Source organism: Palleronia rufa, assembly GCF_000743715.1.
Lineage (GTDB): Bacteria > Pseudomonadota > Alphaproteobacteria > Rhodobacterales > Rhodobacteraceae > Palleronia > Palleronia rufa.
The window spans coordinates 65,875-89,286 of sequence record NZ_JQEY01000002.1; the positions used below are offsets into that span (position 1 = coordinate 65,875).

Below are 23,412 nucleotides of genomic sequence, written 5' to 3' on the forward strand. Positions count from 1 at the left end.
AGGGCCGTCAGGCCAGGACAAGCCAAGAAGATCGCCCCACCCAGCGTCAGCGTCACCTCCGCGCCCTCGATCCGGGCGGACAGTCCGTTGGAGACCGTCGCGCCCGCGGTCAGGATCGTGGCGTCGCGGGTGGTGACAGTGGTGCAGACCGGCAGGACATGGCGGCCGGACAGTCCCTGCCGTAGAACATAGAGGGTCTTCGGCCCGACCGCGACCAGCAAGGCAAGGCCGGACAGACATCCGAAGAGCGCGCTGTCGAGAGTTGCCACGATCCGTCCCCCACGATTGACGTGAGCAGAGGATGGCGGCGGCAGCCCGTCCGCGATGTGATCGGGCCCACAGCCGCCCGGCTATTCGGCCGCCTCCAGGCGCGGGCGGCCATCGGCGGCCGGCAGCGACGCGTCCCAGATGATCTCGGGCGACTTGATCTTGCGCACCGCCCGGTTCAGCCGCAGATCGGCCCGCACATCCCGTGCGGCCAGCGATTGCAGACCGCGCATCCCGCGATAGGCCCCCTTGCCGACCCAGACCCGGAACGCCAGAGCGGCGGGCGTGAACACCAGGGTAAGCACCGTGGCCACGGCCAGACCGAACACGACGGCGGTGGCCAGCTGCTTCCACCACAGCGCCGTCGGACTGTCGATGGAATAGCCGCCCGCGATGAAGTCCAGACTGAGGCCCAGCACCATGGGGGCCAGGCCGGCGATCGTGGTGATGGTGGTCAGCAGAACCGGGCGAATGCGGTCTTCTGTCGTGCGGATGATCGCCTCGATCTTCGGCATGTAGGCCGAGTATTCTTGATAGGTGTCGATCAGCACGATATTGTTGTTCACCACGATTCCGGCCAGCGCGACGATCCCCGTTCCGGTCATGATGATGGAAAACGGCTGGCCGAGGATCAGCATCCCCCAGAGAGAGCCCGCGGTGGACAGCACCACCGCCAGCAGCACCAGCACCGCATTGTAGAAGGAGTTGAACTGCGCCAGCAGGATGATGAACATCAGACCCAGTGCGCCGGCAAAGGCCGTTTGCAGGAACGCGGCGCTCTCGGCCTGGTCCTCCTGATCGCCGGTCCATTCCCATGTGACACCGGCGGGAAGGGGGTCGGTGTCCAGCCATTCGGTAAGTACCTCGATACGCTCGTTGCCGTTGACGGGGGCGATCGTCATGGCGCCGTCGGCAAAAGCGTCGGTCAGCGTGTCCGCGGCGGTTCCGGCCGCGCGCCAGGTGATGTTGTAGGACGACTCTCCCAGCGTGACGGTCGGGGCACCGGCGGCGGCCTCCGGCGCATCCGTGGAGCGCAGCAGCGCGACGGTCTCTCCGTCCACGACCGCCTTTTGCAGCGACGGCGCCACGTCGGCGCGCACGTCGAAATAGCGCTGCTGGTCGATCCGGTCGATCTGGCCCAGGCTCGCCACCGGGGTGCGGGTGATGAAGTTCGACAGCGGCACCAGACCGTCCGCCGTGCGCACCTTGAGACTGTCGAGCGTGGACAACACACGGTCCTGAGCGGGCAGGCGCACGCGGATCTCGATCTCTTCGTCGGAGCTGTCCACCCGCATCGTGTCGAGGAGCAGCCCGCGCGTCACCAGCTGCACCATGCCGCCCACGGTCGCCACGTCGGCACCGTATCGGCCCGCCTTTTCCACGTCCACGTCGATCTGGAAGTCGATGCCGGGCAGGGGCAGGCTGTCGTCGATGTCGACCAGACCGGGGGTCGATTCGAACTTCGCGCGCGCGGTCGCCGTGGCCTCGCGCAGGGTCGTCCAGTCGTTGCCTTTCAGGCGCAGGTGCACGGGCTTGCCGCTGGCCGGACCCATGGCCAGGTTCAGCGTCTCCGTGCGGATGCCGGGCAGCTTGACCAGTTCGCTTTCCAGCTTGTCGAGCACCACGTTGCCGTCCAGAAGCGCGGGATCGATCCCGTTCGTCGCGGCATAGGCGGCGCGGTCCTCCCAGGGGATCAGTTCGATCTGGATCTGGCCTACGGTGTCCAGGGGCGCCTCTCCGCCGCCGGTGTTGTTGTTGATCCCGCCCTCGCCGGCGAAGGCGAACGCGCTGTCCACTCCGGTGGTGTTCAGCGCGATCTCTTCCGCGTCGCGCAGCAGCGCGTCCTGTTCGTCCAGGCTGAGGTTGCCGCGGGCGCGGACATAGACCAGCGCCTGCTCCGGCTCACTCTCCACGAAGAACTCGGTGCCGTTGTTGTTGGCGCCGTAGTAGCCGAAGGTGAACACGACAAAGGCAATGACCCCGCCCATGGCCACCAGCGGCATGACCGGGTTGCCGGCGATAAAGGCGATCACCCGGCCGAACGGGGTGCGACGATGGCCGCCGCGGATCCTCCGGGGTGCACGGTGGATGGCGACCGATCCCAGGGTGATGCCGGTCAGCACGGCGCCCGCGAAGAACATCAGCGCGCCGGGCAGGACCGACGCGCGGCCAAGGCTTCCCGCCGGGATGAGGTAGTCGTGGTTGAGCGACTGCATCGCGCCAAGGAACACCAGATAGGCGGACGGGATGACCAGCGCGGCGCGCACGATCCAGGGCAGGGTGCTGCGCAGCCAGTCGGAACCGTGCGAAAACAAGCGGCTCATCCGGCCCGCAACGCCGCCCATGACCGGAAGGTACACCAGCGCCACGACCAGGCTGGCCGAAAGCACGAAGATCAGCGTGACCGGGAGCATCCCCATGAACTCGCCCGGGACGCCGGGCCAGAACAGCATCGGCAGGAACGCGCACAGCGTCGTCGCGGTAGATGACACGATGGGCCAGAACATGCGCTTGGCGGCCTCGGTGAAGGCGGCCATGGGGCCCGCGCCTTCCGAGATCCGGCGGTCCGCGTATTCCACCACGACGATGGCGCCGTCGACCAGCATCCCCACGGCCAGGATCAGCCCGAACATCACGATGTTCGAGATCGAGATGCCCATGAGCCCCAGCAGGATGAAGCACAGCAGGAAGGAGGTGGGAATCGCGAAGCCGACCAGCAGGGCGGACCGGATCCCGAGCGAGGCCAGCACCACGATCATCACCAGGGCGATGGCCGTGAGCACCGATCCCTCAAGCTGGCTGACCATGGAGGCGACCTGCCGCGACTGATCGTTCGACGTGCCGACCCGGATCGCGTCCTGAAGGACCTTGGGCCAGTCGGCGCGCGCCGCCTCGACCTCCTGGCGCACCAGGGTGGCGGTGTCGATGACGTTGTAGCCCTTGCGCTTGACGACCTGCAGCGCGACGGTCTTCTCACCGTTGAATCGCGCGGTTCCGGTGGGATCCTCGAAGGTCAGGCGGATGTCGGCCAGATCGCCCAGCGTCACCACGCGGTCGCCGTTCACCTTGACCGGCAGGTCGTAGATGTCCTGCTGATCGTCGAAGCTGGACGGGATCTTGACGGCAAAGGCGCCCTGGGCGCTTTCGATGTCGCCGGCGGCGATGAGCTGGTTGTTGTTGCGTACCGTATTGATGAGTTCCGCGGCGGTGACGTTGTAGGACTCCAGCCGCAGCGGGTCGATCAGAACCTCCAGCATCTCGTCGCGGTGACCGGCCAGAGGCGCCTGAAGCACCGGCTCAAGCGCCTCCAGCCGGTCCTGAAGGTCCTTGGCCACGCGCAGCAACGTGCGTTCCGGGATGTCGCCGGTCAGGTTCACGATGATGATCGGGAATTCCGAGAAGTTGATCTCGTTGATCGAATACTGCTCGGCGCCATCCGGAAAATCGGCCTCGGCGTTGTTCATCTTGTCGCGCACGTCGGCAAGCGTCTTGGTCTTGTCCCAGCCGAATTCGAACTCCAGCGCAACGCCCGCGTAGCCCTCCGCCGCCGTGGCGTTCATGGATTTCAGGCCGTCGAGATCGGACAGCTCGGTCTCCATCGGCTTGACCAGCAGCGTCTCGCTGTCCTCGGCGGAGATGCCCGGGAAAGGCACCGACACGAACAGCGCGGGGATCTCGATGTCGGGCTCACCTTCCTTGGGAAGCCCGGTATAGGCCAGCCAGCCCGCCACGACGGACAGCACGATGAAGGCGATGACCATGCGCGCATGGGCGCCGGCCCAGTCGACCAGTCCCGTCATCCGGCGGTCTCCCTGTAGGTAACGTCCAGCGGAACGCCGTCACTGACGTATTCCTGCCCGACCACGATGACGTCGGCCTGGTCGGGCAGGCCCGCGACGAAGACGCCCTGCGGCGTGTCGCGCAGCAGCTCCACGGGGACGAACGCGGCGGTGGTGTCGGCGCTGACCAGCCGCACGCCCAGGTCGCCCTCATCGTTCAGGGTCAGCGCCGACTGCGGCAGCAGATGGGCCTGCTGTCCCGCGGCGCTGATCGCGACCTCGACGGTCTGGCCGTCGCGGATGGCAAGCTCCGGGTTCGGCACCCGGATCTCGGCGCGGAAGGTGCGGGTCTCCGGGTCCGCGGCGCGCGACAGGAACGATACCGTGCCGTCGATCGTCCCGCCCGAGGCCAGCCGCGCCTGTGCCGGTGCGCCGAGTTCGACGCGCGCGACCTCCGTCTCCGGGACGAACCCGACAAGCTCGATCGGGTCGAGCTGGATGACCGTCGCGCAGAGACCGGCGGGTTGGAGGAATTCGCCAAGCTCCGCCGTGTCGGTCTCCAGCAGCCCGGAGAACGGCGCGGTGATGTCGAGCCGCGCGATCTCCGTCTCGGCGGCGGCGACGGCGGCCTCGGCGCCCTGAATCGCGGCGACGACGGACTCCAGCCCGCTTTCGGCGGCGGCGATCGAGGCCTTGGCGGATTCCACGCCGGCGTCGGTGGAAGCGACGCGCATCTGCGACGCGAATCCGCCCTCCGACAGGGAGGCGGCGGCGCGCTGGTCGATCTGTGCTTCGGTCAGGCGGGATTTCGCCTCCGCGATGCGGGCCTCTGCCTCCGGGCGACCGGCCCGGGCCTCTGCCAGACGCGCCTGCGCCTCGGCCAGAGCGACCTCGCGCGTGCCGGGGTCGAGCGAGCACAGCACCTCGTCCGCCGCGACGAAACTGCCCTTGCGCAGCGGCTCGCTCGTGACCTTGCCGCTGGTCTCTGCCCGGACTTCGACCTGGCGCGCGGCCTCCGTCCGGCCACGCAGCACGACCGCACTGCCGATGGAGCGCGCCGTGGAGGAGACCGCCACCACGGACACGCCCGACGGCTGGTCGGGAGCCTCTTGCGCGGGTGTTCCGACGGCGGCTCCGGCGGAGCCGGCGACATCGAGCACGGCAGCGCGTTCAAAGACCAGAAAGTAAAGGGACACCGCGACGACGAGCGCGGTCAGGATGGCTGCGATGCGCATGACGATACTCTGAATCCTTGGCGGCAATGGGTCGCCACCCAACTGAACTATTCGGTTCAGAAGGGAATCGCACGCCCTTTTTTGCAGTCGACGGCGGAAAAAAGCCGTGATCGCGTCCCTTGGCAAGGGGCGATCCGCCGCGCTAAGAGGCGCCAGTACGAATTCCGCGCCAGGGGAGCGAGCGTGAGCAACAGCGACGGCTTCATCGAAGAGGTGACCGAAGAGGTCCGCCGCGATCGTCTCTACGGTCTGCTCAAGCGCTATGGCTGGATCGCGATCCTGGCCGTGGTCGTGCTGGTCGGCGCGGCGGCCTGGATCGAATGGCAACGCTACCAGTCCCGCCTCACAGCGCAGGCCTTCGGGGATGCCATCGTCGCGGCGCTGAACCTGGAGACCCCCGACGCCCGCCGCGCGGCGCTTCTGGAGATCGACGCCGATGGCGCGCGGCGCGCGCTTCTGGCCATGCTGGCTGCCGACACGCTGGAGGGCGAGGCGGTTCAGGGACAGACGCTGGAGGCGCTGGAAAGCGTATCCGCGGACGGTGGCCTGCCCGCGCTCTACCGGGAGCTTGCGGGGCTGAAGGCGGCGATGCTGCTTCAGGACAGCGCGCCGCCGCAGCAGGTCATGGATCGGCTTGAGCCGCTGACCGTCCCCGGTGCTCCTTTCCGGCTTCTGGCGTTGGAGCAGATCGCCATCGCACAGCTGCGGGCGGGAGAAAGCGACGCGGCGGTCGAGACGCTCCGGGGGATCATCGCCGACAGCGGCGCCACGCAGGACTTGCAAGCCCGGGTGCGGCAGTTGATGGTCGCGCTCGGAGGATCGCTTGAGGCGTCTGAGGGATAGGAGCCCCGCGACATGACCAGGTTCGGCCTGCTGACCGGCGCCGCGCTCATCGCGCTTGCGTCCTGTGGCGAACGCGAGGAAATCCTCGTCGGTCCGCGTATGGACCTGCGGGGCGAGACGGGGCAGCAGGTCGATCGCGCCCTGCCCATCACGCTGCCCGCCCCGGTGACCCTGGGCGCCTGGACCCACAAGGCGGCCGCCGCCGATCACGACATCCCCCATGCCAGCTTTTCCGCGCAGCCCCGGCTGGCGATGTCTGTCCCGATCGGACAGGGAGAGGACCGCCGCCACCGCATCAGCGCCGATCCGGTCGTGTCGGACGGGCGCATCTACACCGTCGACAGCCGCGCCCGGGTCACGGCCCTGACGACGGCCGGACAGCCGATCTGGAGCGCCAGCGCCTCTCCCGCCGGAGAGCCGGTGGACGATGCCTCCGGCGCCGGACTTGCGGTGTCGGGCGGGCGGCTGTTCGTCTCCACCGCCTTCGGCCAGCTCATCGCGATGAACGCGGCCACCGGGCAGCGGCTCTGGACGCAGGACCTGGGGGCCGCCGCCGCGGGGGCACCCACCGTGGTCGGCGACCGGGTCTATGTGATCGGCCGCGACGCGACCGCCTGGGCGCTGGATGCGAACACCGGCCGGGTGCGCTGGACCGCGCAGGGCACTCCGTCGCCCTCCGGCGTCGTCGGCGGCGCGGCCCCGGCCGTATCCGGCGATATGATCGTCCTGCCCTTCGCCAGCCGCGAGCTTCACGGGCTGCTTCGCGACGGCGGCACCTCTCTTTGGACCAGCACCGTTGCGGGCACGCGGGTGGGGCGGGTCTATGCCTCGATCACCGACATCTCGGGCGATCCGGTCATCGACGGCGGCACCGTCTATGCCGGCTCGCCGTCGGGCCGGATCGACGCGTTCGAGCTCTCCTCAGGGCGGCGCCTGTGGTCTGCCGAAGAGGGGGCGATGTCACCCGTGGTGGTGGCCGGAGGCTCGGTCTTCGCGGTCAGCGACCAGGCCGAGCTGGTGCGGCTGGATGCCGCGACCGGAACCCGGATCTGGGGCACGGAACTGCCCTATTTCAAGACCAACCGGATCCGCCGGCGCAAGGACGTCTATGCCCATTACGGCCCCGTGCTGGGTGGCGGGCGGCTCTGGGTGGCCTCTTCCGACGGTCGTCTGCGCGGCTTTTCGCCCAGGTCCGGCGCGCTTGAGGTGGACGTCCCGCTGCCGGACGGCGCCGCGACCAACCCGGTGATCGCCGGGGGGGTGCTCTATGTCGTGAACACCGCCGGGCGCCTGCTGGCGTTCCGCTGAGCGGGGCGCTATGGGGCGGGGTTCGGACCCGTACCCCCGGAGGCCTCCATGAGCTTCACCCTTGCCATCGTCGGACGGCCCAACGTGGGCAAGTCGACGCTGTTCAACCGCCTTGTCGGCCGCCGTCTGGCGCTGGTCGACGACCGCCCCGGCGTGACCCGCGACCTGCGCGAGGGAGAGGCGCGGCTGATGGACCTGCGCTTCACCGTGATCGACACGGCCGGTCTGGAGGACGCCACCGACGACAGCCTGGAGGGGCGGATGCGCCGGCTGACCGAGCGTGCGGTGGACATGGCCGATGTCTGCCTCTTCGTTATCGACGCCCGCGTGGGCGTGACGCCGGTGGACGAGATCTTCGCCGAAATCCTGCGCAAACGCTCAAGGCATGTGATATTGGCCGCGAACAAGTGCGAAGGTCGGGCCGCCGACGGCGGTTTGATAGAGGCCTGGGGCCTGGGCCTCGGCGAGCCTCTGCGCCTGTCGGCCGAACATGGCGAGGGCATGTCGGATCTCTATACCCTGTTGAAACCCGTGGCCGACGAGATGGCGAAAAGCGACGCGGCCCATGCCCCCGAGACCGACGTGACGGTGGATGAGGACGACGACGACACCCCCCGCGTGCCCACCCGCGAGAAGCCGCTTCAGATTGCCGTGGTCGGCCGTCCGAACGCAGGAAAATCGACGTTGGTCAATCGCTTGCTGGGTGAAGATCGCCTGCTGACCGGGCCGGAGGCGGGCATCACGCGGGATGCGATCTCGGTCCGGATGGACTGGGACGGAATCCCGGTCCGGGTGTTCGACACGGCGGGGATGCGCAAGAAGGCGAAGGTCCAGGAAAAGCTGGAAAAACTCAGCGTTTCCGACGGCTTGCGTGCCGTGAAGTTCGCCGAGGTGGTCGTGGTGCTGCTCGATGCGGCGATCCCGTTCGAGCAACAGGACCTCAGGATCGCCGACCTTGCAGAACGCGAAGGCCGCGCGGTGGTCATCGCGGTAAACAAGTGGGACGCAGAGACGGCGAAGTCCGAAAAGCTCCGCGCGTTGCGCGAGGCCTGCGACCGATTGCTCCCGCAACTGCGCGGCGTGCCGCTGGTGACCGTCTCAGCCTTGACCGGCAAGGGTTTGGACAGGCTCAGGGATTCGATCCTCCAGGCCCATGCGGTGTGGAACCGCAGGGTGACCACGGCGAAGCTGAACTCCTGGCTGGGGGCGATGGTCGAGGCGCATCCGCCCCCCGCGCCCGGAGGCCGCCGGATCAAGCTGCGCTACATGACCCAGGCCAAGACCCGGCCCCCGGGGTTCGTGGTGATGTGCTCGAACCCCAGGGAGATTTCCGAAAGCTACAGCCGGTATCTGGTGAACGGGCTGCGGCAGGATTTCGACATGCCGGGAACTCCGATCCGGCTCTGGATGCGGTCGCAGGCGGATCAGAACCCCTACCAGGGCCGCACCAAATCGACCCCGTCGCGGCTGCGCAAACACCTGAAGTGAGTCCGAACCGCGGGGCGGATCGTACGCGTCAGGCCGTTTTCGGGGCCGTTTCGTACGCCTCGCGTCACCACAGCGCGCGTTTCGTACAAAGCCCCGCGACCAGCGCAGCGGCCCCCAGGGCGACGGGGGAAAGGCCGGTTCCGGTGCCCCAGTTCGCCACCGCGACGCCGACCAGCGCCCAGGCAAGGGCGGCGGCATAGCCCGGGCTGGGGCGCCGCCAGATCACCGCGATGCCGAGGACGAGGGCCAGGGCGAGCGCGCCCCAGGCGGCGGTCAGCGCCGGCACCAGCCCCCAGCCCGCGGCCACCAGCCCGAGACTCACGCAGGACGCGGCGGTGAGCCACCCCGCGTAGAGCCCCAGCGGCGTGTCGAGCCACCACGGATCGGCGGTCCCCGCGCGCAGCAGGGCGGCCAGCGCGCCCGCCAGCATCACCAGGATCAGCACCGTGGCCCAGAGGGGAGAGGCATTTGCGACCGGGATCCAGACAGCCCCCACGGCGAGGCTGACGGCCAGCGGCAGGCGGGTGGGGCGCCAGCCCGGATGGTCGCGCCGGGCCAGCCCCCTGACCCCATGGGCGATGAGCCAGAGATAGATCAGCCCCCAGATCGCGAACGCATACCCCGCCGGCTGCACCGGCGGGTCGTCCTGCGGAACCGGAAAGGCATCCGGCGCGAACCCCCCGAAGCTGGAGGTGAGGAAGGGCGACGCCGCGAAGGCGATGGCGAGGAGGGGGATGAGGTAGGGCATGGCTGTCCTACGCTTCCCAGAGTTCATATCGAAGAGTGCCAGGAGGATCAAACGAAAGTACAATTATCAAACCTGTTATCATAATTGAAAGCGCTAATATAGCATAGAAAATGTCGATCTTATGATCTGAATGTACTTCTCTCCCCAATATTTTGAAAGGGCTCGCGTCCTTGATGCTCTTACCAAGTGGGGAGGGGATCTCGCATTCTGCCATTCGACGCTCTAGTTCAATCCCGGCCATCACCGATCCGTGAAGCAAACGATGATACCAAAATCGATCCATGAAGTAAAAAGCAAATAAAGGCAGAAGAGCCGCCCAAACGATTATTCCAGTGACTGAAATACCGAAGGCAGACTGAGATATAACGCCCGTTGACGCGGTTCCACCGCCAAAGGCAAGAAAAGCACCGGTTATTATAAGCGCAAAATTTCGGATGCGAAGTTCTAAATCGTTGAAGTGCTGCTGGACTTCAACAACCTTCTTCCATTGCTCTAACGTTAGCCATGCCCTGTCGTTGGAGTTCATCAATCAATCCTCAGAAGAGATACTTTATTGGCGTAAAGTTCTTAGGTAAGGAAATGCTGGGAATTACGGATTTGCGGGATTGTATCTCTTGTTCACGCTTCACGTCTTGATCGGTCCAGTGGGTTACCTCCTTCAAGAGTTCGTATTGCTCTCTATCTTGTGCTTGCCCGTACGCAGCGTGAACATCTAAGATGCCAGCGTCCTGCGCCATTGCTATATCCTTCATTTCACTGTCGCCGAGATAAACAACTTGATCAGATGAAGCTCCGACTTCATTGATTATAGAGGCAAGAATATGTGGGTTCGGCTTGAGTTCATTCTCTGGTGTGAAGCGATGCTTAGTAATAGCAAACTCGTAATGACTAGGATTATAAAGCCGAAGGTTTTCTCTTTCAATCTCGGTCAATGCATGATCAGGCGGTGAGTAAAGAAAATCAAATATCTGGTCTAATCCTAGCTTTCTGAACCGGTAACTTGTATAAAACGCTTTTGACTCTGTGTACGCTACGAGAACCACGCCCTTCTTTCTAAGGTCCTTCAAGGTTTCAGAGACTCCCGGATAGAGGGCGAGCGCTTCTTTTCTGGCCTTCCGAAATGCGTAGATTGCGGGGTCAAGGCTTTCTAGAAGTTCAGTTCCGAATTGCTTTTTTAAAGATGGAATTTCACCTAGGAGTAAAGAATATTCACTAGTACCGTGTTGTTGGTGAACTTTTTTGACCTGGGGAGGCTCTGTTGCACAAATCCGGTGAGGGATTCATGTCGTGAGTCCAGCGTGGTAGCTGGACGACATGAGCAGACCCACACCGCCAACCTACAAGACCAAGAACTGGCCGGCCTATAATGAAGCGCTCAAGCGCCGTGGCTCGCTGACGATCTGGTTTGACCCAGAGATGATCTGGGATGCTGCGCCGACCGGCAAACGCGGCCGACAGCCAACCTACAGCGATACCGCCATCCAGACATGCCTGACGATGAAGGTTCTGTTTGGCATGGCGTTGCGCCAGACGACCGGGTTCGTCGAGAGCCTGTTGCGTCTGATCGGTTTGAACTGGGCGGTGCCCGACTTCAGCACGCTATCGCGCCGCCAGAAAACGCTGGCCGTGAACATCCCGTATCGTGGCTCCAACGGCCCAGTGCATCTCCTGATCGATAGCACSGGCATCAAGGTCGAGGGTGAAGGCGAGTGGAACGCACGCAAGCATGGTGGGCCCAAGCGGCGGGTTTGGCGCAAGATCCATCTTGGGATCGACGAMCAAACGCTGGAGGTTCGGGCGCTCGAGATTACCGGAAGCCACATCGGTGATGCGCCGGTGATGCCCGATCTGCTCAACCARATTCCGGCGGACGAGGCGATCGGCAGCGTCACTGCAGACGGTGCCTATGATACCCGCAAATGCCACGACGCCATCGCTGACCGCGGGGCGAATGCCGTCATCCCACCCCGCAAGAACGCCAAGCCGTGGAAGACCGTCACTGCGGGTGCCGTGGCCAGAAACGAGGCCCTGCGAGCTTCGAAATATCTCGGTCGCGCGATCTGGCGAAACTGGAGCRGATACCACCGCCGAAGCCGCGTCGAAACCAAGATGCACTGCGTTAAATTGCTGGGGCAGCGCCTCATGGCGCGGGACTTCGACCGACAAGTCGCGGAAGTCCAGGTCCGCATCGCCGTCATGAACGGCTACACCGCCCTTGGCATCCCTGTCACAGAGGCCGTGGGATGAATCCGTCCGGGGAAAGGGGAATCTCGGGTATTAAAAGCTTTGTGCAACAGAGCCTTGCCTATGGTGAAATCCTCGGCCGGGAGGCAGGGCAGGGGTCAATTGAACCCAAGAAGCTGGTGGTCCCCATGCTCGAGCGCTTCATCGCGACGGATCGTGGCTTCGCCAAGGCGCGACGATTGCTTCCGAAAGGTTAGGTGGCGAAAGAAAGACCATGATGCACGGCTCCGGCTCCCATAAGAACAGATCTGTTGCAGCCGGGAGAGTGACTATGGGTATGGTGATGGATGACAACGATTTTGACTTAATTTAAATAAATTAGAAGATCTCGTGTGCAGTGTATGTTTGAGATGCAATTGCGTGAATTCGCACTTTGACGCGTCAATTCGGTGCGCCGACAGATACAGCTTCCATAGTGGCTCGTGATCTTTATCGGGAAGAACAGCGATTTTTTGACTCGTTCTTAGACGCGTTTTGTAAGTGTGAATGTGTCTGTTCACAGTCGGCTTTGGTCAAGTCCGTCTCGCAGACAGAGCCAGCCTTATGTTGGGCCGCATGAAGGTCTGTTTTGCAATCCGGCAGTACTTCAGCTGCGGTCTTTCATGAACTCCCCTAGAACCCGGTTCAACACTTGGGCAGCCGCACTGAGGGTCGGTTCATCGAAGGCCGCGTAGCCGAGGACAAGACCCTGTCGAGGATCAGCCAAGATGCTGTAAGAGGACAAGGCCTTAACCTGCAAGCCTCTGCTCTGAGCAACCGTCGCGATTGTCTGATCCGTGGCTCGACGCCGCAGGCACTGAAGAAGAGCCGCGCAAAGGTGCATACCGGACGGGTCAGCAGAAACATCAATGAGACCTGCCGACGGGCTCAACGCTTCGATGAGATGCGCCTGCCGCCTCGCATAGATGCGTCGCATCCGCCTCAGGTGAACCGCGAACTCCCCGCTGTCCATGAACGTCGCCAAGGCCGGTTGCGGCACGAGCGACGCCCGCGCCGCATATATGTCGAGATAGCCCCGAGCGGAGGCGATCAGCGTGTCAGGCAGAACCAGATACCCGATCCGCAACGCGGGGCTCAGCAGTTTCGAAAAGCTGCCGAGATAGATTGTCTGCTTCAGCCCGTCCAAGCCCGCCAGCGATGGCAGTGGGTGGCCCTGGTATCGGAATTCGCTATCGTAATCGTCCTCGATGACCAGACCGCTTCGATGCGCCGCCCAGGCGAGCAGGGCGGTACGGCGACCCATCGGCATGGAAATCCCGGTCGGGTAATGCCGCGACGGGGTGACGATGGCGACCGATGCCGCGTCGTCTATCCTGTTGGCGTCGAGCCCGCGCGCATCGATCGGGATGGGCTGAACCTCGGCGCCGAGTGCGCCGAGGACTTGACGCATCGTTTGCCAGCCGGGGTCTTCGACAGCGGCGCGCACGCCCTGAGTGGCCAGGCTGCGAAAGATGATCTCGAGCGCTTCCGACGTGCCGGAGGTGATCAGCACCTGCTCGGGCCGACAGTCCAGCGACCGCCAGGCCGACAGGTGGCTGCTGATGGCCCGTCGTAAGGGGTACCAGCCGAAGGGATCGGGTTTGCCGAGCAGCGCCGCGTCCGGCTTTGCCCAGGCCCTTTCAAGGTGGCGGGACCAAAGCCGGTGCGGAAAGAGCGATTGGTCCGGAATCGCGGACTCGAAAGGCACCCACGCCTTCGGCGGTGTCGGGTGGTCCTTGGCGGCCGGGGGTGGCGGCGAAAGATGGGGAAGTTGATCGGCGACGAATGTCCCGCCGCCGGTCTTCGTATGCAGATACCCCTCGCTGACCAACTGATCGTAAGCCCCCACGACGGTGGTCCGCGACACGGACAGCTCCTGCGACAGCTGGCGACTTGATGGCAGGCGCAGACCCATTGGCGCGCGGCTTTCGCTCAAAATGGCGCGTAGGGCGGCGATGAGCTGTGCCTGAAGGCTGACGCGGGACGTTCGGTCGAGAGAAAGGCGTAGAAGGGTCGCGTCGAAATTGGACTGTTCATTATGTTTCAGATTGGACATTTCTATATATCCAATATGGAACTAGGTGTCGTCAAGAAGAGCATCCTGAAAGGCCCCATCTGTGGAAGACACGCTGACCATCTCGGAAAAATCCCGTCTGCGCCGGTATCACGAACGCGGCCACTTCGACCGAAAGACGGTCAACGCGATCCTCGATGCGCAGCCCATGTGCAGCGTGGGCTATGTCATCGACGGGCAGCCCTACGTGACGCCGACATTTCAATGGCGGGAGGGCAACCGGGTCTACTGGCATGGCTCGTCGGCCAGCCGCGCGCTGCGTCAGTCGAACGAGGCCCAAGTCTGTCTGACGGTTTCGATCCTCGACGGTTTAGTTCTGGCGCGCTCCGGGATGCATCACTCCGCCAATACGCGCTCCGTCATGCTGTTTGGGACGGCCCGCAAGGTTGAGGACCCGGAGGAAAAGCTCGCTCGTCTGCGCAATTTCGTGAACGGGTTGTTCCCCGGTCGCTACGACACGCTCCGACCCGATCACGCGCAGGATCTGAAGGCGACGATGGTCTTGGGGATGGAGATTTCCGAAGGCAGTGCAAAGATCAGGACGGGCGATCCGGGCGATGACGAGGCAGACTACGCCCTGCCGATATGGGCTGGGGTGATTCCGGTCCAGACCACGTTCGGCGCGCCGGCCCCCGATCCGCGCAATTTGCCGGGCGTCGAGGTGCCCGAGCATGTGCGGACCTTCCGGCTTGAATGAGAGGCGGACGAAAACAGCTCACTTTTTCCTAGGTGTTCAGTCCCGGACGATCACATAGACTCTCGCCGGTCTGCGCTCTTCATGGCAAGGTCGTTTCTGCGTGAGGTTCGGGATGGGGGACGATCATGCTGATCTCTCTTCACAAGCAGGCGACGACGACACCCAGGATCAGAGCTGCGATGCAGGCGAGCGATGAGCCGGCGTGGATGGTTGCGGAGCGCTACAGCATCTCCGAACAGACGGTCTGGAAGTGGCGCAAGCGGGATGGCGTTCACGACCACAGCCACACCGCGCACAGGCTGCAGACGACGCTGACCCCTGCCCAGGAGGCGGTTGCCGTAGCGTTGCGGAAGGCTCTGCTGTTGCCGCTCGACGACCTGCTGTCCGTCGTTCGCGAGTTCCTGAACCCGAACGTCTCGCGCTCCGGGCTGGATCGCTGTTTGCGGCGACATGGGGTGAGCAAGCTCCGCGACCTCACACCAAAGGCGCCGAAGCCTGCGCACAAGCCTTTCAGGGCCTATGAGCCCGGCTATCTGCATGTCGACGTGAAATACCTGCCGCAGATGCCGGACGAGCAGCGGCGACGCTACCTCTTCGTGGCGATTGACCGTGCGACCCGATGGGTCTTCGTCCGCATCTACCCAGCGAAGACGGCCGCCAACGCGCGCCGCTTCCTGCGTGACCTGGAGCGCGCCGCGCCGATGAAGATCACACGTGTTCTCACCGACAACGGCAAGGAGTTCACCGACCGGCTGTTCGGCCTGCGCAAGCGCGCGGCCACGGGCAACCACGAGTTCGACCGCCTCTGTGCCGACCTCGGGATCGAGCATCGCCTCGCACCACCGATGCGGCCGCAAACCAACGGCATGGTGGAGCGCTTCAACGGGCGGATCGAGGACGTCCTGCAGAGTCATCGCTTCCGATCAGGCGAGGACCTTGAGCAGACGATCCTGCGCTATGTCCGCCTCTACAACGGCCAGCTCCCGCAATCCGTCCTGAAGGGCAGAACGCCTATCGACGCCCTCAAGGACTGGCATCGCCAAAAGCCAAGGCTCTTCAAAAAGCGGCCATACAATCAAGCGGGATCTGACAGCTATGTCTGGACCCGCGAAGGCTGGTTGTATCTGGCCGTAATCCTCGATCTGCATTCACGGCGTGTGATCGGCTGGGCCGTGAGCAACCGGATGAAACGCGACTTGGCGATCCGGGCGTTGAACATGGCCATAGCTTTTCGGGCGCCGCCCAAAGGCTGCATCCATCATACGGATCGCGGGTCGCAATATTGTTCACACGACTATCAGAAGCTTTTGCGCCAGCATGGCTTCAAGGTGTCGATGAGCGGCAAGGGCAATTGCTATGACAACGCCGCTGTCGAAACCTTCTTCAAGACGATCAAGGCCGAGCTCATCTGGCGCAGGTCATGGGAAACGCGGCGGCAAGCTGAAGTGGCGATCTTTGAATACATCAATGGCTTCTACAATCCGCGTCGCCGCCACTCAGCACTGGGCTGGAAAAGCCCCGTCGCATTCGAAAGAAAAGTGGCTTAAACGAGCACTTGGGGCGGCACGAAATCGCGACAGGTCCAGTTCTGCTCCTCGGCGAGTTGGGTCTTTTTTTGAACGAGTAGCCCGTGCGGCGCACGAAGGCCCAGACGGTGCGGTAGTCGACCTTGAGCCCGCGCTCGGCCAGTTCCACCACCAGTCCGCGCAGTGTGAACGGCTCCGTTATCCGCTCCAGAAGCCACGCCTCATGCCCGCCTGCAATCTTGCGTGGCGGGTGGCCGCCTGTCCCTGCCGGAGCGCAACTCCCGGTCGCACGCAAACGCTGCGACCACTTCACAACACTGGACGGAGCCACATCCAGGGCCGCTGCGACCTGACGCACGCTCTCGCCCCCCAACAGCCGCGCCATTGCCCTCTCTCGAAGGTCCATTGAAAGTGCTCTACCCACTACTCGCCCTCCATCTTGTGGTCGGCAACAGTGAATCACCAAAATGCAGGCCTGTGAATCCTCTATCGATTCAGGCTGATTTCATCCCGCTCTAGCGCGAAGCCTGCGCCGGCGCGGCGGCAAGACCGCGACCGATCCGCCGGCCCGCGGCGGGGCCGGCGCCCGGCACGGCGCCCGTGTCGGCATCGCCATCATCCGGCGCCGGAAACAGAGCGGACCGGCTGCGCCCGGCGACCGCGGCCCGACCGCAAACCGACCGCTCATTCTTCCTGCCGGCCCGGCGTTGCCGCCGGATCGGCCTTGGCGTCGCAGGCGTTCCCGCCGCCCTTCATGCACAGGCCCAGGGCGCACATCAACGCGCAGGGTGCCAGCGCCAGGAGCAGCGGTGCCGCGCCGACCGCGGTCAACCACCCCCAGTTCAGGGCCGCGCCGGCACCCGCGATGGCGATCCCTGCAATGATCAGCCCGCGTCGGTCAAGCGGCAGCCAGCGCCGCCCGATCCGGCGAGCCGGGGCCGGGTCGTTCGCCTCAGACATCGCCATGGCCCTTTTGCGCCGCCGGTCGCGGCGCGAAGCGCCATTGCGCCAAAGGCTTCCCGCCACCGGTCATGATCCGCCCTCGTCCTGCGCCGTCACCTCTGCCTGGGCCGCACGCTGCCGCTCGGGCCAGGTGCTCTTGATATAGGCCAGCACGGCCGTGATCTCCGCGTCGGTCAGCACCGCGCCGAAGGCCGGCATGTCGCTCTCGTAGCCGGCGACGACCGCTTCGACCCCGTTCTTGGTGATTTCGAACAGGTTGCGGTCGGAGTGGTGCCAGGTATGGCCGGTCTCGTCATGCGGCGGGGCCGGCATCCGGCCGTTGGGCAGGCGCCGCTTCCAGTCGGGCTGACCTTCCAGACCGGCACCGTGGCAGGCGGCACAGCTCTGCGCGTAGAGGTCCTTGCCCGCCGCGATGTCGGCGGCGGTGACGGGCTCGCCCAGAAAGGTGATGTCCGACCCCGACTCCGACCCCGACCCCGACTGGGCCAGCACGGCGATCCCGGTGGCCGCGACGGCGAGCACCCCGGCGGACACATAGGCCACGCGTCTCATCGCGGCCCCCGCAGGTATTTCACCAGACCGAGAACGCCAAGGACCAGGACCGCGACGACCAGCAGCAGGACCAGCCCGCCGCCGATCATCATGCCCCACATCATGGAACCGTTCATCATGCACGCGCCCTCATTCATCGGAATAAAGCGAGATGCCGTCCGGACCGAAGGCATAGGTTCTGAGCGTGCCGTATTTCTCGGGTGCCATGCCCGGTGCGTTTCGCGGCATTCCGGGCAGCGTGATGCCGGTGATGTCGGGGGTTTCGGCGACGACGCGTTCGAGAATCTCCACCGGCACCAGGCCGCTGACGAAATAGCCGCCGAGCTTCGTCAGATGACAGCCGAGCCCCTGTTCGGGAACCCCGACAGAGATGGAGGTCTTGTCGAAGTCGCGATCGTCGATGCGCGTCACCTCGTAGCCGTTGCGTTCGAGATAGTCGGCATAGGTGTCGCAGCATCCGCAGCCGGGATCGCGCCAGATGGTGACCTGCCTTGCGCCGCTGTCCTGGCCGGACGCGGCGTCCTGCGCGTTTGCCGCGGGCGCCGTGTCCTGGGCAGTCTGCGCCAGGGTCGCGCCTGCCATGGCCACGGTCGCGACCGCGGCGGCGCTTGCTGCGAGAAGTCCGAGAAGGGTCGTTCGTAGCATCGTTCTCTCCTTATTTGGCCGCCGCGGCGGTCCAGGTCATGCCGCTATCGCGGCTGAGTTTCAGGGCATCGCCAACGATCGCGGCGACGTAGGTCTCGTCCTCGGGGTGGACCGCGACGGCGGAGGCGGACTCCTCGACGATCTGCGTCCAGACCACCCCCCCGTCCCTTGACGCCCAGAGGCCCGACGGCAGCGCGGCATAGAGCCGCTCCGGCGAGGACGGGCTGCTTGCAAGCGACAGGACGGGTTCGCCTGCGGGCAGCGGGTTCTCGGGCGGCGGCGCATCGCCCGCCACCAGCGCATCCATCGCGTTTCCGGGCTGCACGTCCTGCCAGCGGCAGAAGCAATCGGGCACACGGGTCAGCCCCGTCTCTGTCCCGGCATAGATCCATATCCCGCCCATTCCGGTGTCCAGATCGACAGATACCAGGGCAAGCGGATCGCGCTCCGCCTCGTCCAGCCACGGGCGATCCATGGCGAGCGTCCAGCTTTCGCCCGCGTCCTCGCTCTTGTAGAGACCGTCGCCGGGGATCGCCGCGTAGATCAGGTCCGGGTCCCTCGATCCGATCGCGACCGCGTTGACCGCGCCGTCGGGGAGTCCGGCGGTGCCGACGCGCCAGGTCGCGCCGCCGTCCTCGGAAAACCCGACCCCGCCTTCGGCCAGGCCCGCGACGACCCGGCCGGGCCGGTCGCGATGCGTCGCCAGGGCCAGCACCCGTCCCGGCAACGCGCGTTCGGACCAGGTCGCGCCGCCGTCGGTGCTTGTCGAAAGCGTTCCGCCGGCGGACAACAGCGCATCGCCATCAAAGGCAAGCGACCCGTTCGCGCCGCCCGTGCCCGCCCGTGCGACCCCGGGCAGCGCGGCGAGAACCCCGATGCCAAGCGCCGCCGTCAGCACGGCGCGTCGCGTGGGCCGGAAATTCGGTTCGATCATCTTCAACTGTGTCTCTCCTTGTCTTCAGGCGGTTTGGACCTCGCCCGTCATCCCGACCGCCTGGCGTCTGAGGATGGGAAAGCGGACTATCGGGGGCGGGCACGGCCGGGCCGGACGTGCGCGCGGGATCGATGTCGATGGACGCGGAAGGGCTCGCTCCGATCCGGTTGGACCCTGCCGAACCGGTCGTGAACGACGGCCCGGACGGCCGCGCGACAGGGATGGCACCCCGTCGGCACGGGAAATCACACCGGCTGTCGAACGTCGCCGGGTGTCAGATCAGAGGAAGGATCGGGGTGGTTGCGTGAACCCTGGCCCTGCGATGCCGCGCATGGTCCCGACGGACGAACCGTCATGGGAGGCGACAGCGGCCCCCGCATCGACAAAGGCCGAGGGCGCCTGGAGCGCGACCAGGCTTCCGGCGCCGCATACGAACTGGCACGCCAGATTGTCGAAACTTGCCTGCATGTCGTCGCAAGCGTCGCAACCGGCCGCACCCGTCATGCCGGCGTCCTGCGCAACCGTGTCCGAAGCCACGGCCGCCGCGCCCGCCGCATTCGCGACCGCACCCGCGGCAAAGGCCACCAGAGCAAGGACGCAGAAGACGCGGGCGATCAGGGTCATGACGGTGTCCTACAAGCTCTGAAGCTACCTTTCCAGCGCAACATGATCGCATCTGCGTGACCAGCGCTGCGGCCTGCACGGAGCCGTCCGGGCTGAAGAGCCGTGCGGGGGCCGCCACGACGACCACGGTCTGCGGCGTCGGGGTCAGGTGCCTGCCCGCCGCGAGGTCGAGTGATCCCTCGGGGCAGCGAGCGCTCGATGGCGCTCCGGAATCTCGCGCGGCGGGCGGAACCGGTCCGCGCGAGCGACCGGTCGCGGGACCGGGCATCGAACCTGTCGCGGCTGCCTTCCTTCCATCGGGATCCGTGGCGATCGCGCCGGGTGTCGAGCGGCGCGGGCAAGCCCGGGGACTTTGCCCTGCAATTCTGCCGCCCGTCGCCCGACAGCACCGCGGCTGGCGTGCGGCCGAAGCCCGCGCCACGAGATATGCGAACGCGTTCTCGCAACCCCGACTGCCCCCCGGATATTCTGACCTCAGGCCGCGTCGTCCAGTCCGCGCCCCTTCAGCAGCGCCGCGACGCCCGGCATCCGGCCGCGGAAGGCCACATAGGCGTCCGCCGCCTCCTGGCTGCCGCCGGCCGACAGGATGTGCTTCTCCAGCTTCTGCGCCATGTCGGTATCGAACGGCCCGCCGGCCTCCTTGAAAGCGGCGAAGGCGTCGGCATCCATGACCTCCGACCACATGTAGCTGTAGTATCCCGCCGAATAGCCGTCGCCCGCGAAGATATGCGCGAAATGCGGCGTCGCGTGGCGCATGCCGATGGCCTTCGGCATCTCCAGCCCCTCCAGAACGTCACGCTGCATTTCCATGGGGTCGTCCGGCGCCTCGCCCGAATGGAACTCCAGGTCCACCAGCGCGGAGCCCAGGTATTCGACGGTCTGGAACCCCATGTCATAGGTCGAGGCCGCTAGCAGCCGGTCGCGCATCTCGGCCGGCATCGCCGCGCCGGTCTCGGCATGGGTGGCGTAGGTGGTCAGAACCTCCGGCACCTCCAGCCAGTGCTCGTAGAGCTGGCTGGGCAGTTCCACGAAGTCGCGCGCCACGCTGGTACCCGACATGCATTCGTAGGTCACGTCCGACAGCATCTGGTGCAGCGCATGGCCGAACTCGTGGAACAGCGTCCGCGCGTCGTCATAGGACAGGAGCGCCGGCTTGCCCTTGGGCGGCTTGGCGAAGTTGCACACGTTGACCACGATCGGCCGCACCTCTCCGCCAAGGGTCTTCTGGCTGCGCATGGCCGAGCACCAGGCGCCCGACCGCTTGGAGCCGCGCGCGAAGTAGTCACCCAGGAACACCGCCATGTGCCGGCCGTCGCGCGTCACCTCCCAGGCGCGGACGTCGCCGTGGTAGAGCGGCACGTCGCAGGGCGCGAACGCCAGCCCGAAGAGCCTGTGCGCCACGTCGAAGGCCGCCTCGATCATCCGGTCGAGCTGCAGGTACGGCTTCAGCGCGGTTTCATCCAGGTCGTGTTCCTCGATCCGCCGCTTCTCGGAGTAATAGCGCCAATCCCAGGGCTCCAGGTCGCCGTTCACCCCGTCGGAATGCATCATCGCGGTCAGACGCAGGCCGTCCTCCTCGGCCTTGGTGCGCGCCGGCTCCCAGACCTTCATCAGCAGCTCGCGCACCGCCTCGGGCGTCTTGGCCATCTCGGTTTCCAGCTTGAACTCCGCGAAACTGTCGTAGCCCAGCAGGCCCGCGCGTTCTTCGCGCAGCTCCAGGATCTCGCGCGCGATGTCGCGGTTGTCCGTGTCCCCACCGTTCGCGCCGCGGGCAGTCCAGGCGGCGTGGGCCCTCTCCCGCAGGTCGCGCCGGGGGGAAAACTGCAGGAACGGCACGATCAGCGACCGCGACAGGGTCACGACGGGGCCGCCCGCGCCCCGCTCCTCCCCGGCGGCGCGCGCGGCGTCCACGACGAAATCCGGCAGCCCGTCCAGATCGGGCTCGGACAGCTCCATATGCCAGTCGCGCTCATCGGCCAGCAGGTGCTGGGTGAACTGCACACCCAGCGACGCCAGCCGTTCGGTCACCGACCTGAGCCGGTCCTTGGCGATGCCCTCAAGCTCGGCCCCCGCCCGCACGAACCCGCGGCGCGTCAGATACAGAAGCCGTGCCTGCTCTTCGGTCAGATCGAGGCTTTCGCGCGCCGCCCAGACCGCCTCGATCCGCGCGAAAAGCGCCTCGTTCATCGCCACGTCGGATGCATAGGCCGATAGCATCGGAGAGAACTCCCGCGCCAGCGCCTCCCGCACCGGGCTCGAATCGGCGCCGCTGAGGTTGTAAAACACCCCCAGTACCCGCCCCAGATCCGCGTCCGCCAGTTCCAGCGCCTCGATCGTGTTGGCGAATGTCGCCGGCTCGGCGCTGTCCGCGATCTCCGCGACCCGCGCGCGCGCCGATTCGAGGGCGGCATCGACCGCCGGGCGGAAGTCGTCGTCCGCGATCCGGTCGAAGGGCGGCATGGCAAAGGGCGTGTCCCAGCTTTCGAGCAGCGGATTGGTCAAGGTCGCCTCCTGTTTCTACGGTTTCCACGGTCCGGGCCACCCTACGCGCCGCGTCCGCTGCGTGCCAGCCGACTCTCCGAATGCCGTAGCCACCCAAGTGTTCGGTCCCGGCATCTGGTGGATCGGGTCGGGGGTGGATCGATCCGGCTTTGATGTTTGTCGGACGTGAGACCGTTTGGGATGGTGCGTCGGCGGGCGGGGTCGTCGGCCGCCGGGACGTCCGCGAGGTGCGGGCGCAGCCGATCATGGCTGTCGGAGTGGACGCGCTCGACCGTGGCCTCCGCGATCGTGCGGCTCCGCGAACGGACTGCCGTTATCGGTGAGGCACCCGACAGGGCACAGCCTCGGGCATGCGGTCTTTCTGTCCGCCGTTGCAACGCGTTGGGCGACCGCGAACTTGGTCAAGCTTGCCCTCCGCTGTCTGCACCTCGGCGATGTCGATGTGAAAGACCCCGATGGGATACCGCTCGAAGGTCTGTCGCCCTCGTCCGGCAGGCGCGAGCTGCCATGGCTCCAAAGGCACAGATGCAGTGCCGACCGCGTGAGATGCGGGATCGATGACGGCAGGGCGACCGCGGTCGTCCAGTGGCAGGCGCGTGCGGCGCCGGGACGCGACCCGTCGCGTCGCCGGTCCAGGTCAGCACGGTGGCCCGTGTTGTCCAGCTGCTCGTGGCGCGCGTGACGGTGGGCGAGGAAGGGCTCAACATCGATCTCCGCCATGACGGACTCGGCGCGCTGGCGAGCCTCATGACGCCAGCGCGAGAGGGCGCCGCCTGATGCGCGCAAACGACACGATCCGCGTCCACATCCCGCTCTCGGTCCGCAAACGCGGCGGCCGGCCTCGGATCCTGCCGCCGAAGGACGTCGAGACGTCGGACCCGCCGCCGGGTGAGGATCCGCGCGTGCTGCGCGCCATCGGCCGCGCATGGGGCTGGCGGCAGACCGAGTCAACGAGGACGGTGGCACATCGACTAAGCTGATAGAGCGAACTCTTCCCGTAACCA

At 65.7% G+C, this 23,412-nt stretch carries 21 protein-coding genes and 3 pseudogenes; 9 read left to right on the forward strand and 15 right to left on the reverse strand.

Translation table 11 applies throughout. The features are described from left to right. Window positions 1-350: 350 nt before the first annotated feature. Together KW83_RS04405 and KW83_RS04410 are read right to left on the reverse strand one after the other, a co-directional pair. Window positions 351-4,067 carry an efflux RND transporter permease subunit gene (locus KW83_RS04405; RefSeq protein WP_036175229.1) on the reverse strand — a complete coding sequence of 1,239 codons (3,717 nt, stop codon included), beginning with the start codon at window positions 4,065-4,067 and terminating at the stop codon, window positions 351-353. Then, window positions 4,064-5,281 carry an efflux RND transporter periplasmic adaptor subunit gene (locus KW83_RS04410; protein WP_036175231.1) on the reverse strand — a complete coding sequence of 406 codons (1,218 nt, stop codon included), beginning with the start codon at window positions 5,279-5,281 and terminating at the stop codon, window positions 4,064-4,066. Before KW83_RS04410 ends, KW83_RS04405 begins: the two co-directional genes overlap by 4 nt. Window positions 5,282-5,464: 183 nt before the next feature. Here KW83_RS04410 and KW83_RS04415 point away from each other — a divergent pair, with 183 nt between their 5' ends. Genes KW83_RS04415 through der form a run of 3 tightly spaced genes read left to right on the forward strand, consistent with a single transcriptional unit; the run spans window position 5,465 to window position 8,920 of the window. Next, complete coding sequence (locus KW83_RS04415) at window positions 5,465-6,124, forward strand: hypothetical protein (RefSeq protein ID WP_036175233.1); 660 nt, start codon at window positions 5,465-5,467, stop codon at window positions 6,122-6,124. Between the two features lie 12 nt (window positions 6,125-6,136). Further along, window positions 6,137-7,432, forward strand: a complete 1,296-nt coding sequence (locus KW83_RS04420; RefSeq protein ID WP_036175236.1) for an outer membrane protein assembly factor BamB family protein — start codon at window positions 6,137-6,139, stop codon at window positions 7,430-7,432. Between the two features lie 48 nt (window positions 7,433-7,480). Then, the gene (gene der / locus KW83_RS04425) at window positions 7,481-8,920 is read left to right on the forward strand and encodes a ribosome biogenesis GTPase Der (protein WP_036175239.1); all 1,440 of its coding nucleotides are present in this window, start codon (window positions 7,481-7,483) and stop codon (window positions 8,918-8,920) included. A 64-nt stretch (window positions 8,921-8,984) separates the two neighbouring features. Here the strand turns inward: der and KW83_RS04430 are convergent, their stop codons facing one another. The 3 genes from KW83_RS04430 to KW83_RS19615 are packed head-to-tail and all read right to left on the reverse strand — an operon-like array spanning window position 8,985 to window position 10,948. Next, window positions 8,985-9,668 (reverse strand): hypothetical protein, encoded by a 684-nt coding sequence (locus tag KW83_RS04430; RefSeq protein WP_036175242.1) that lies wholly within the window; start codon window positions 9,666-9,668, stop codon window positions 8,985-8,987. 7 nt (window positions 9,669-9,675) lie between these two features. After that, window positions 9,676-10,194 (reverse strand): hypothetical protein, encoded by a 519-nt coding sequence (locus KW83_RS20415; protein WP_152563473.1) that lies wholly within the window; start codon window positions 10,192-10,194, stop codon window positions 9,676-9,678. A 10-nt stretch (window positions 10,195-10,204) separates the two neighbouring features. Beyond that, window positions 10,205-10,948, reverse strand: coding sequence for an HAD family hydrolase (locus KW83_RS19615; RefSeq protein ID WP_081904463.1), 744 nt, complete (start codon window positions 10,946-10,948; stop codon window positions 10,205-10,207). A 34-nt stretch (window positions 10,949-10,982) separates the two neighbouring features. On the opposite strand from KW83_RS19615, the gene KW83_RS04435 reads away from it, so the two are divergent. Then, a complete protein-coding gene (locus KW83_RS04435) occupies window positions 10,983-11,915 on the forward strand; it encodes an IS5 family transposase (protein WP_036175245.1) in 933 nt (310 codons plus the stop codon). Further along, a complete protein-coding gene (locus KW83_RS19620) occupies window positions 11,912-12,109 on the forward strand; it encodes a DUF2274 domain-containing protein (RefSeq protein WP_081904464.1) in 198 nt (65 codons plus the stop codon). Before KW83_RS04435 ends, KW83_RS19620 begins: the two co-directional genes overlap by 4 nt. Before the next feature lie 389 nt (window positions 12,110-12,498). Here KW83_RS19620 and pdxR read toward each other — a convergent pair whose 3' ends face one another. Beyond that, window positions 12,499-13,947 carry a MocR-like pyridoxine biosynthesis transcription factor PdxR gene (gene pdxR, locus KW83_RS04440; RefSeq protein ID WP_036175248.1) on the reverse strand — a complete coding sequence of 483 codons (1,449 nt, stop codon included), beginning with the start codon at window positions 13,945-13,947 and terminating at the stop codon, window positions 12,499-12,501. A 61-nt stretch (window positions 13,948-14,008) separates the two neighbouring features. On the opposite strand from pdxR, the gene KW83_RS04445 reads away from it, so the two are divergent. The 3 genes and pseudogenes from KW83_RS04445 to KW83_RS21110 all read left to right on the forward strand — a co-directional run. Then, the gene (locus KW83_RS04445; RefSeq protein WP_036175251.1) at window positions 14,009-14,662 is read left to right on the forward strand and encodes a pyridoxamine 5'-phosphate oxidase family protein; all 654 of its coding nucleotides are present in this window, start codon (window positions 14,009-14,011) and stop codon (window positions 14,660-14,662) included. A gap of 125 nt (window positions 14,663-14,787) precedes the next feature. After that, window positions 14,788-15,753 (forward strand): annotated as a pseudogene (locus KW83_RS04450) (IS481 family transposase); the annotation flags it as partial. Then, a pseudogene (locus tag KW83_RS21110) lies at window positions 15,742-16,209 on the forward strand (IS3 family transposase); the annotation flags it as partial. The pseudogenes KW83_RS04450 and KW83_RS21110, both read left to right, overlap by 12 nt. Here KW83_RS21110 and KW83_RS19625 read toward each other — a convergent pair. From KW83_RS19625 to KW83_RS21350, 9 genes and pseudogenes are all read right to left on the reverse strand, one after another. After that, window positions 16,127-16,573 (reverse strand): hypothetical protein, encoded by a 447-nt coding sequence (locus tag KW83_RS19625; protein WP_152563475.1) that lies wholly within the window; start codon window positions 16,571-16,573, stop codon window positions 16,127-16,129. The pseudogene KW83_RS21110 and the gene KW83_RS19625 overlap by 83 nt on opposite strands. A gap of 299 nt (window positions 16,574-16,872) precedes the next feature. Next, window positions 16,873-17,148, reverse strand: a complete 276-nt coding sequence (locus tag KW83_RS04455) for a hypothetical protein (protein ID WP_036175973.1) — start codon at window positions 17,146-17,148, stop codon at window positions 16,873-16,875. A 69-nt stretch (window positions 17,149-17,217) separates the two neighbouring features. Then, on the reverse strand, window positions 17,218-17,703 hold the full coding sequence (locus KW83_RS04460) for a c-type cytochrome (RefSeq protein ID WP_036175254.1): 486 nt from the start codon (window positions 17,701-17,703) through the stop codon (window positions 17,218-17,220). Beyond that, the gene (locus KW83_RS21700; protein ID WP_268745531.1) at window positions 17,700-17,822 is read right to left on the reverse strand and encodes a hypothetical protein; all 123 of its coding nucleotides are present in this window, start codon (window positions 17,820-17,822) and stop codon (window positions 17,700-17,702) included. The genes KW83_RS04460 and KW83_RS21700 overlap by 4 nt, the downstream gene beginning before the upstream one ends. A 10-nt stretch (window positions 17,823-17,832) precedes the next feature. After that, window positions 17,833-18,348, reverse strand: a complete 516-nt coding sequence (locus KW83_RS04465; RefSeq protein ID WP_036175257.1) for a DUF411 domain-containing protein — start codon at window positions 18,346-18,348, stop codon at window positions 17,833-17,835. 10 nt (window positions 18,349-18,358) lie between these two features. Continuing rightward, on the reverse strand, window positions 18,359-19,282 hold the full coding sequence (locus tag KW83_RS04470; protein ID WP_235191367.1) for a beta propeller repeat protein: 924 nt from the start codon (window positions 19,280-19,282) through the stop codon (window positions 18,359-18,361). Window positions 19,283-19,561: 279 nt separating this feature from the next. Next, window positions 19,562-19,906: a hypothetical protein gene (locus tag KW83_RS04475; protein ID WP_036175260.1), complete on the reverse strand. Its 345-nt coding sequence runs from the start codon at window positions 19,904-19,906 to the stop codon at window positions 19,562-19,564. A 474-nt stretch (window positions 19,907-20,380) separates the two neighbouring features. Then, the gene (locus KW83_RS04480; RefSeq protein WP_036175263.1) at window positions 20,381-22,408 is read right to left on the reverse strand and encodes a M3 family metallopeptidase; all 2,028 of its coding nucleotides are present in this window, start codon (window positions 22,406-22,408) and stop codon (window positions 20,381-20,383) included. 403 nt (window positions 22,409-22,811) lie between these two features. Continuing rightward, window positions 22,812-23,061, reverse strand: a pseudogene (locus KW83_RS21350) (IS481 family transposase); the annotation flags it as partial. Here KW83_RS21350 and KW83_RS21705 point away from each other — a divergent pair. Continuing rightward, a complete protein-coding gene (locus KW83_RS21705) occupies window positions 23,054-23,185 on the forward strand; it encodes a hypothetical protein (protein WP_268745532.1) in 132 nt (43 codons plus the stop codon). The pseudogene KW83_RS21350 and the gene KW83_RS21705 sit on opposite strands and share 8 nt — an antisense overlap. Window positions 23,186-23,412 lie beyond the last annotated feature (227 nt).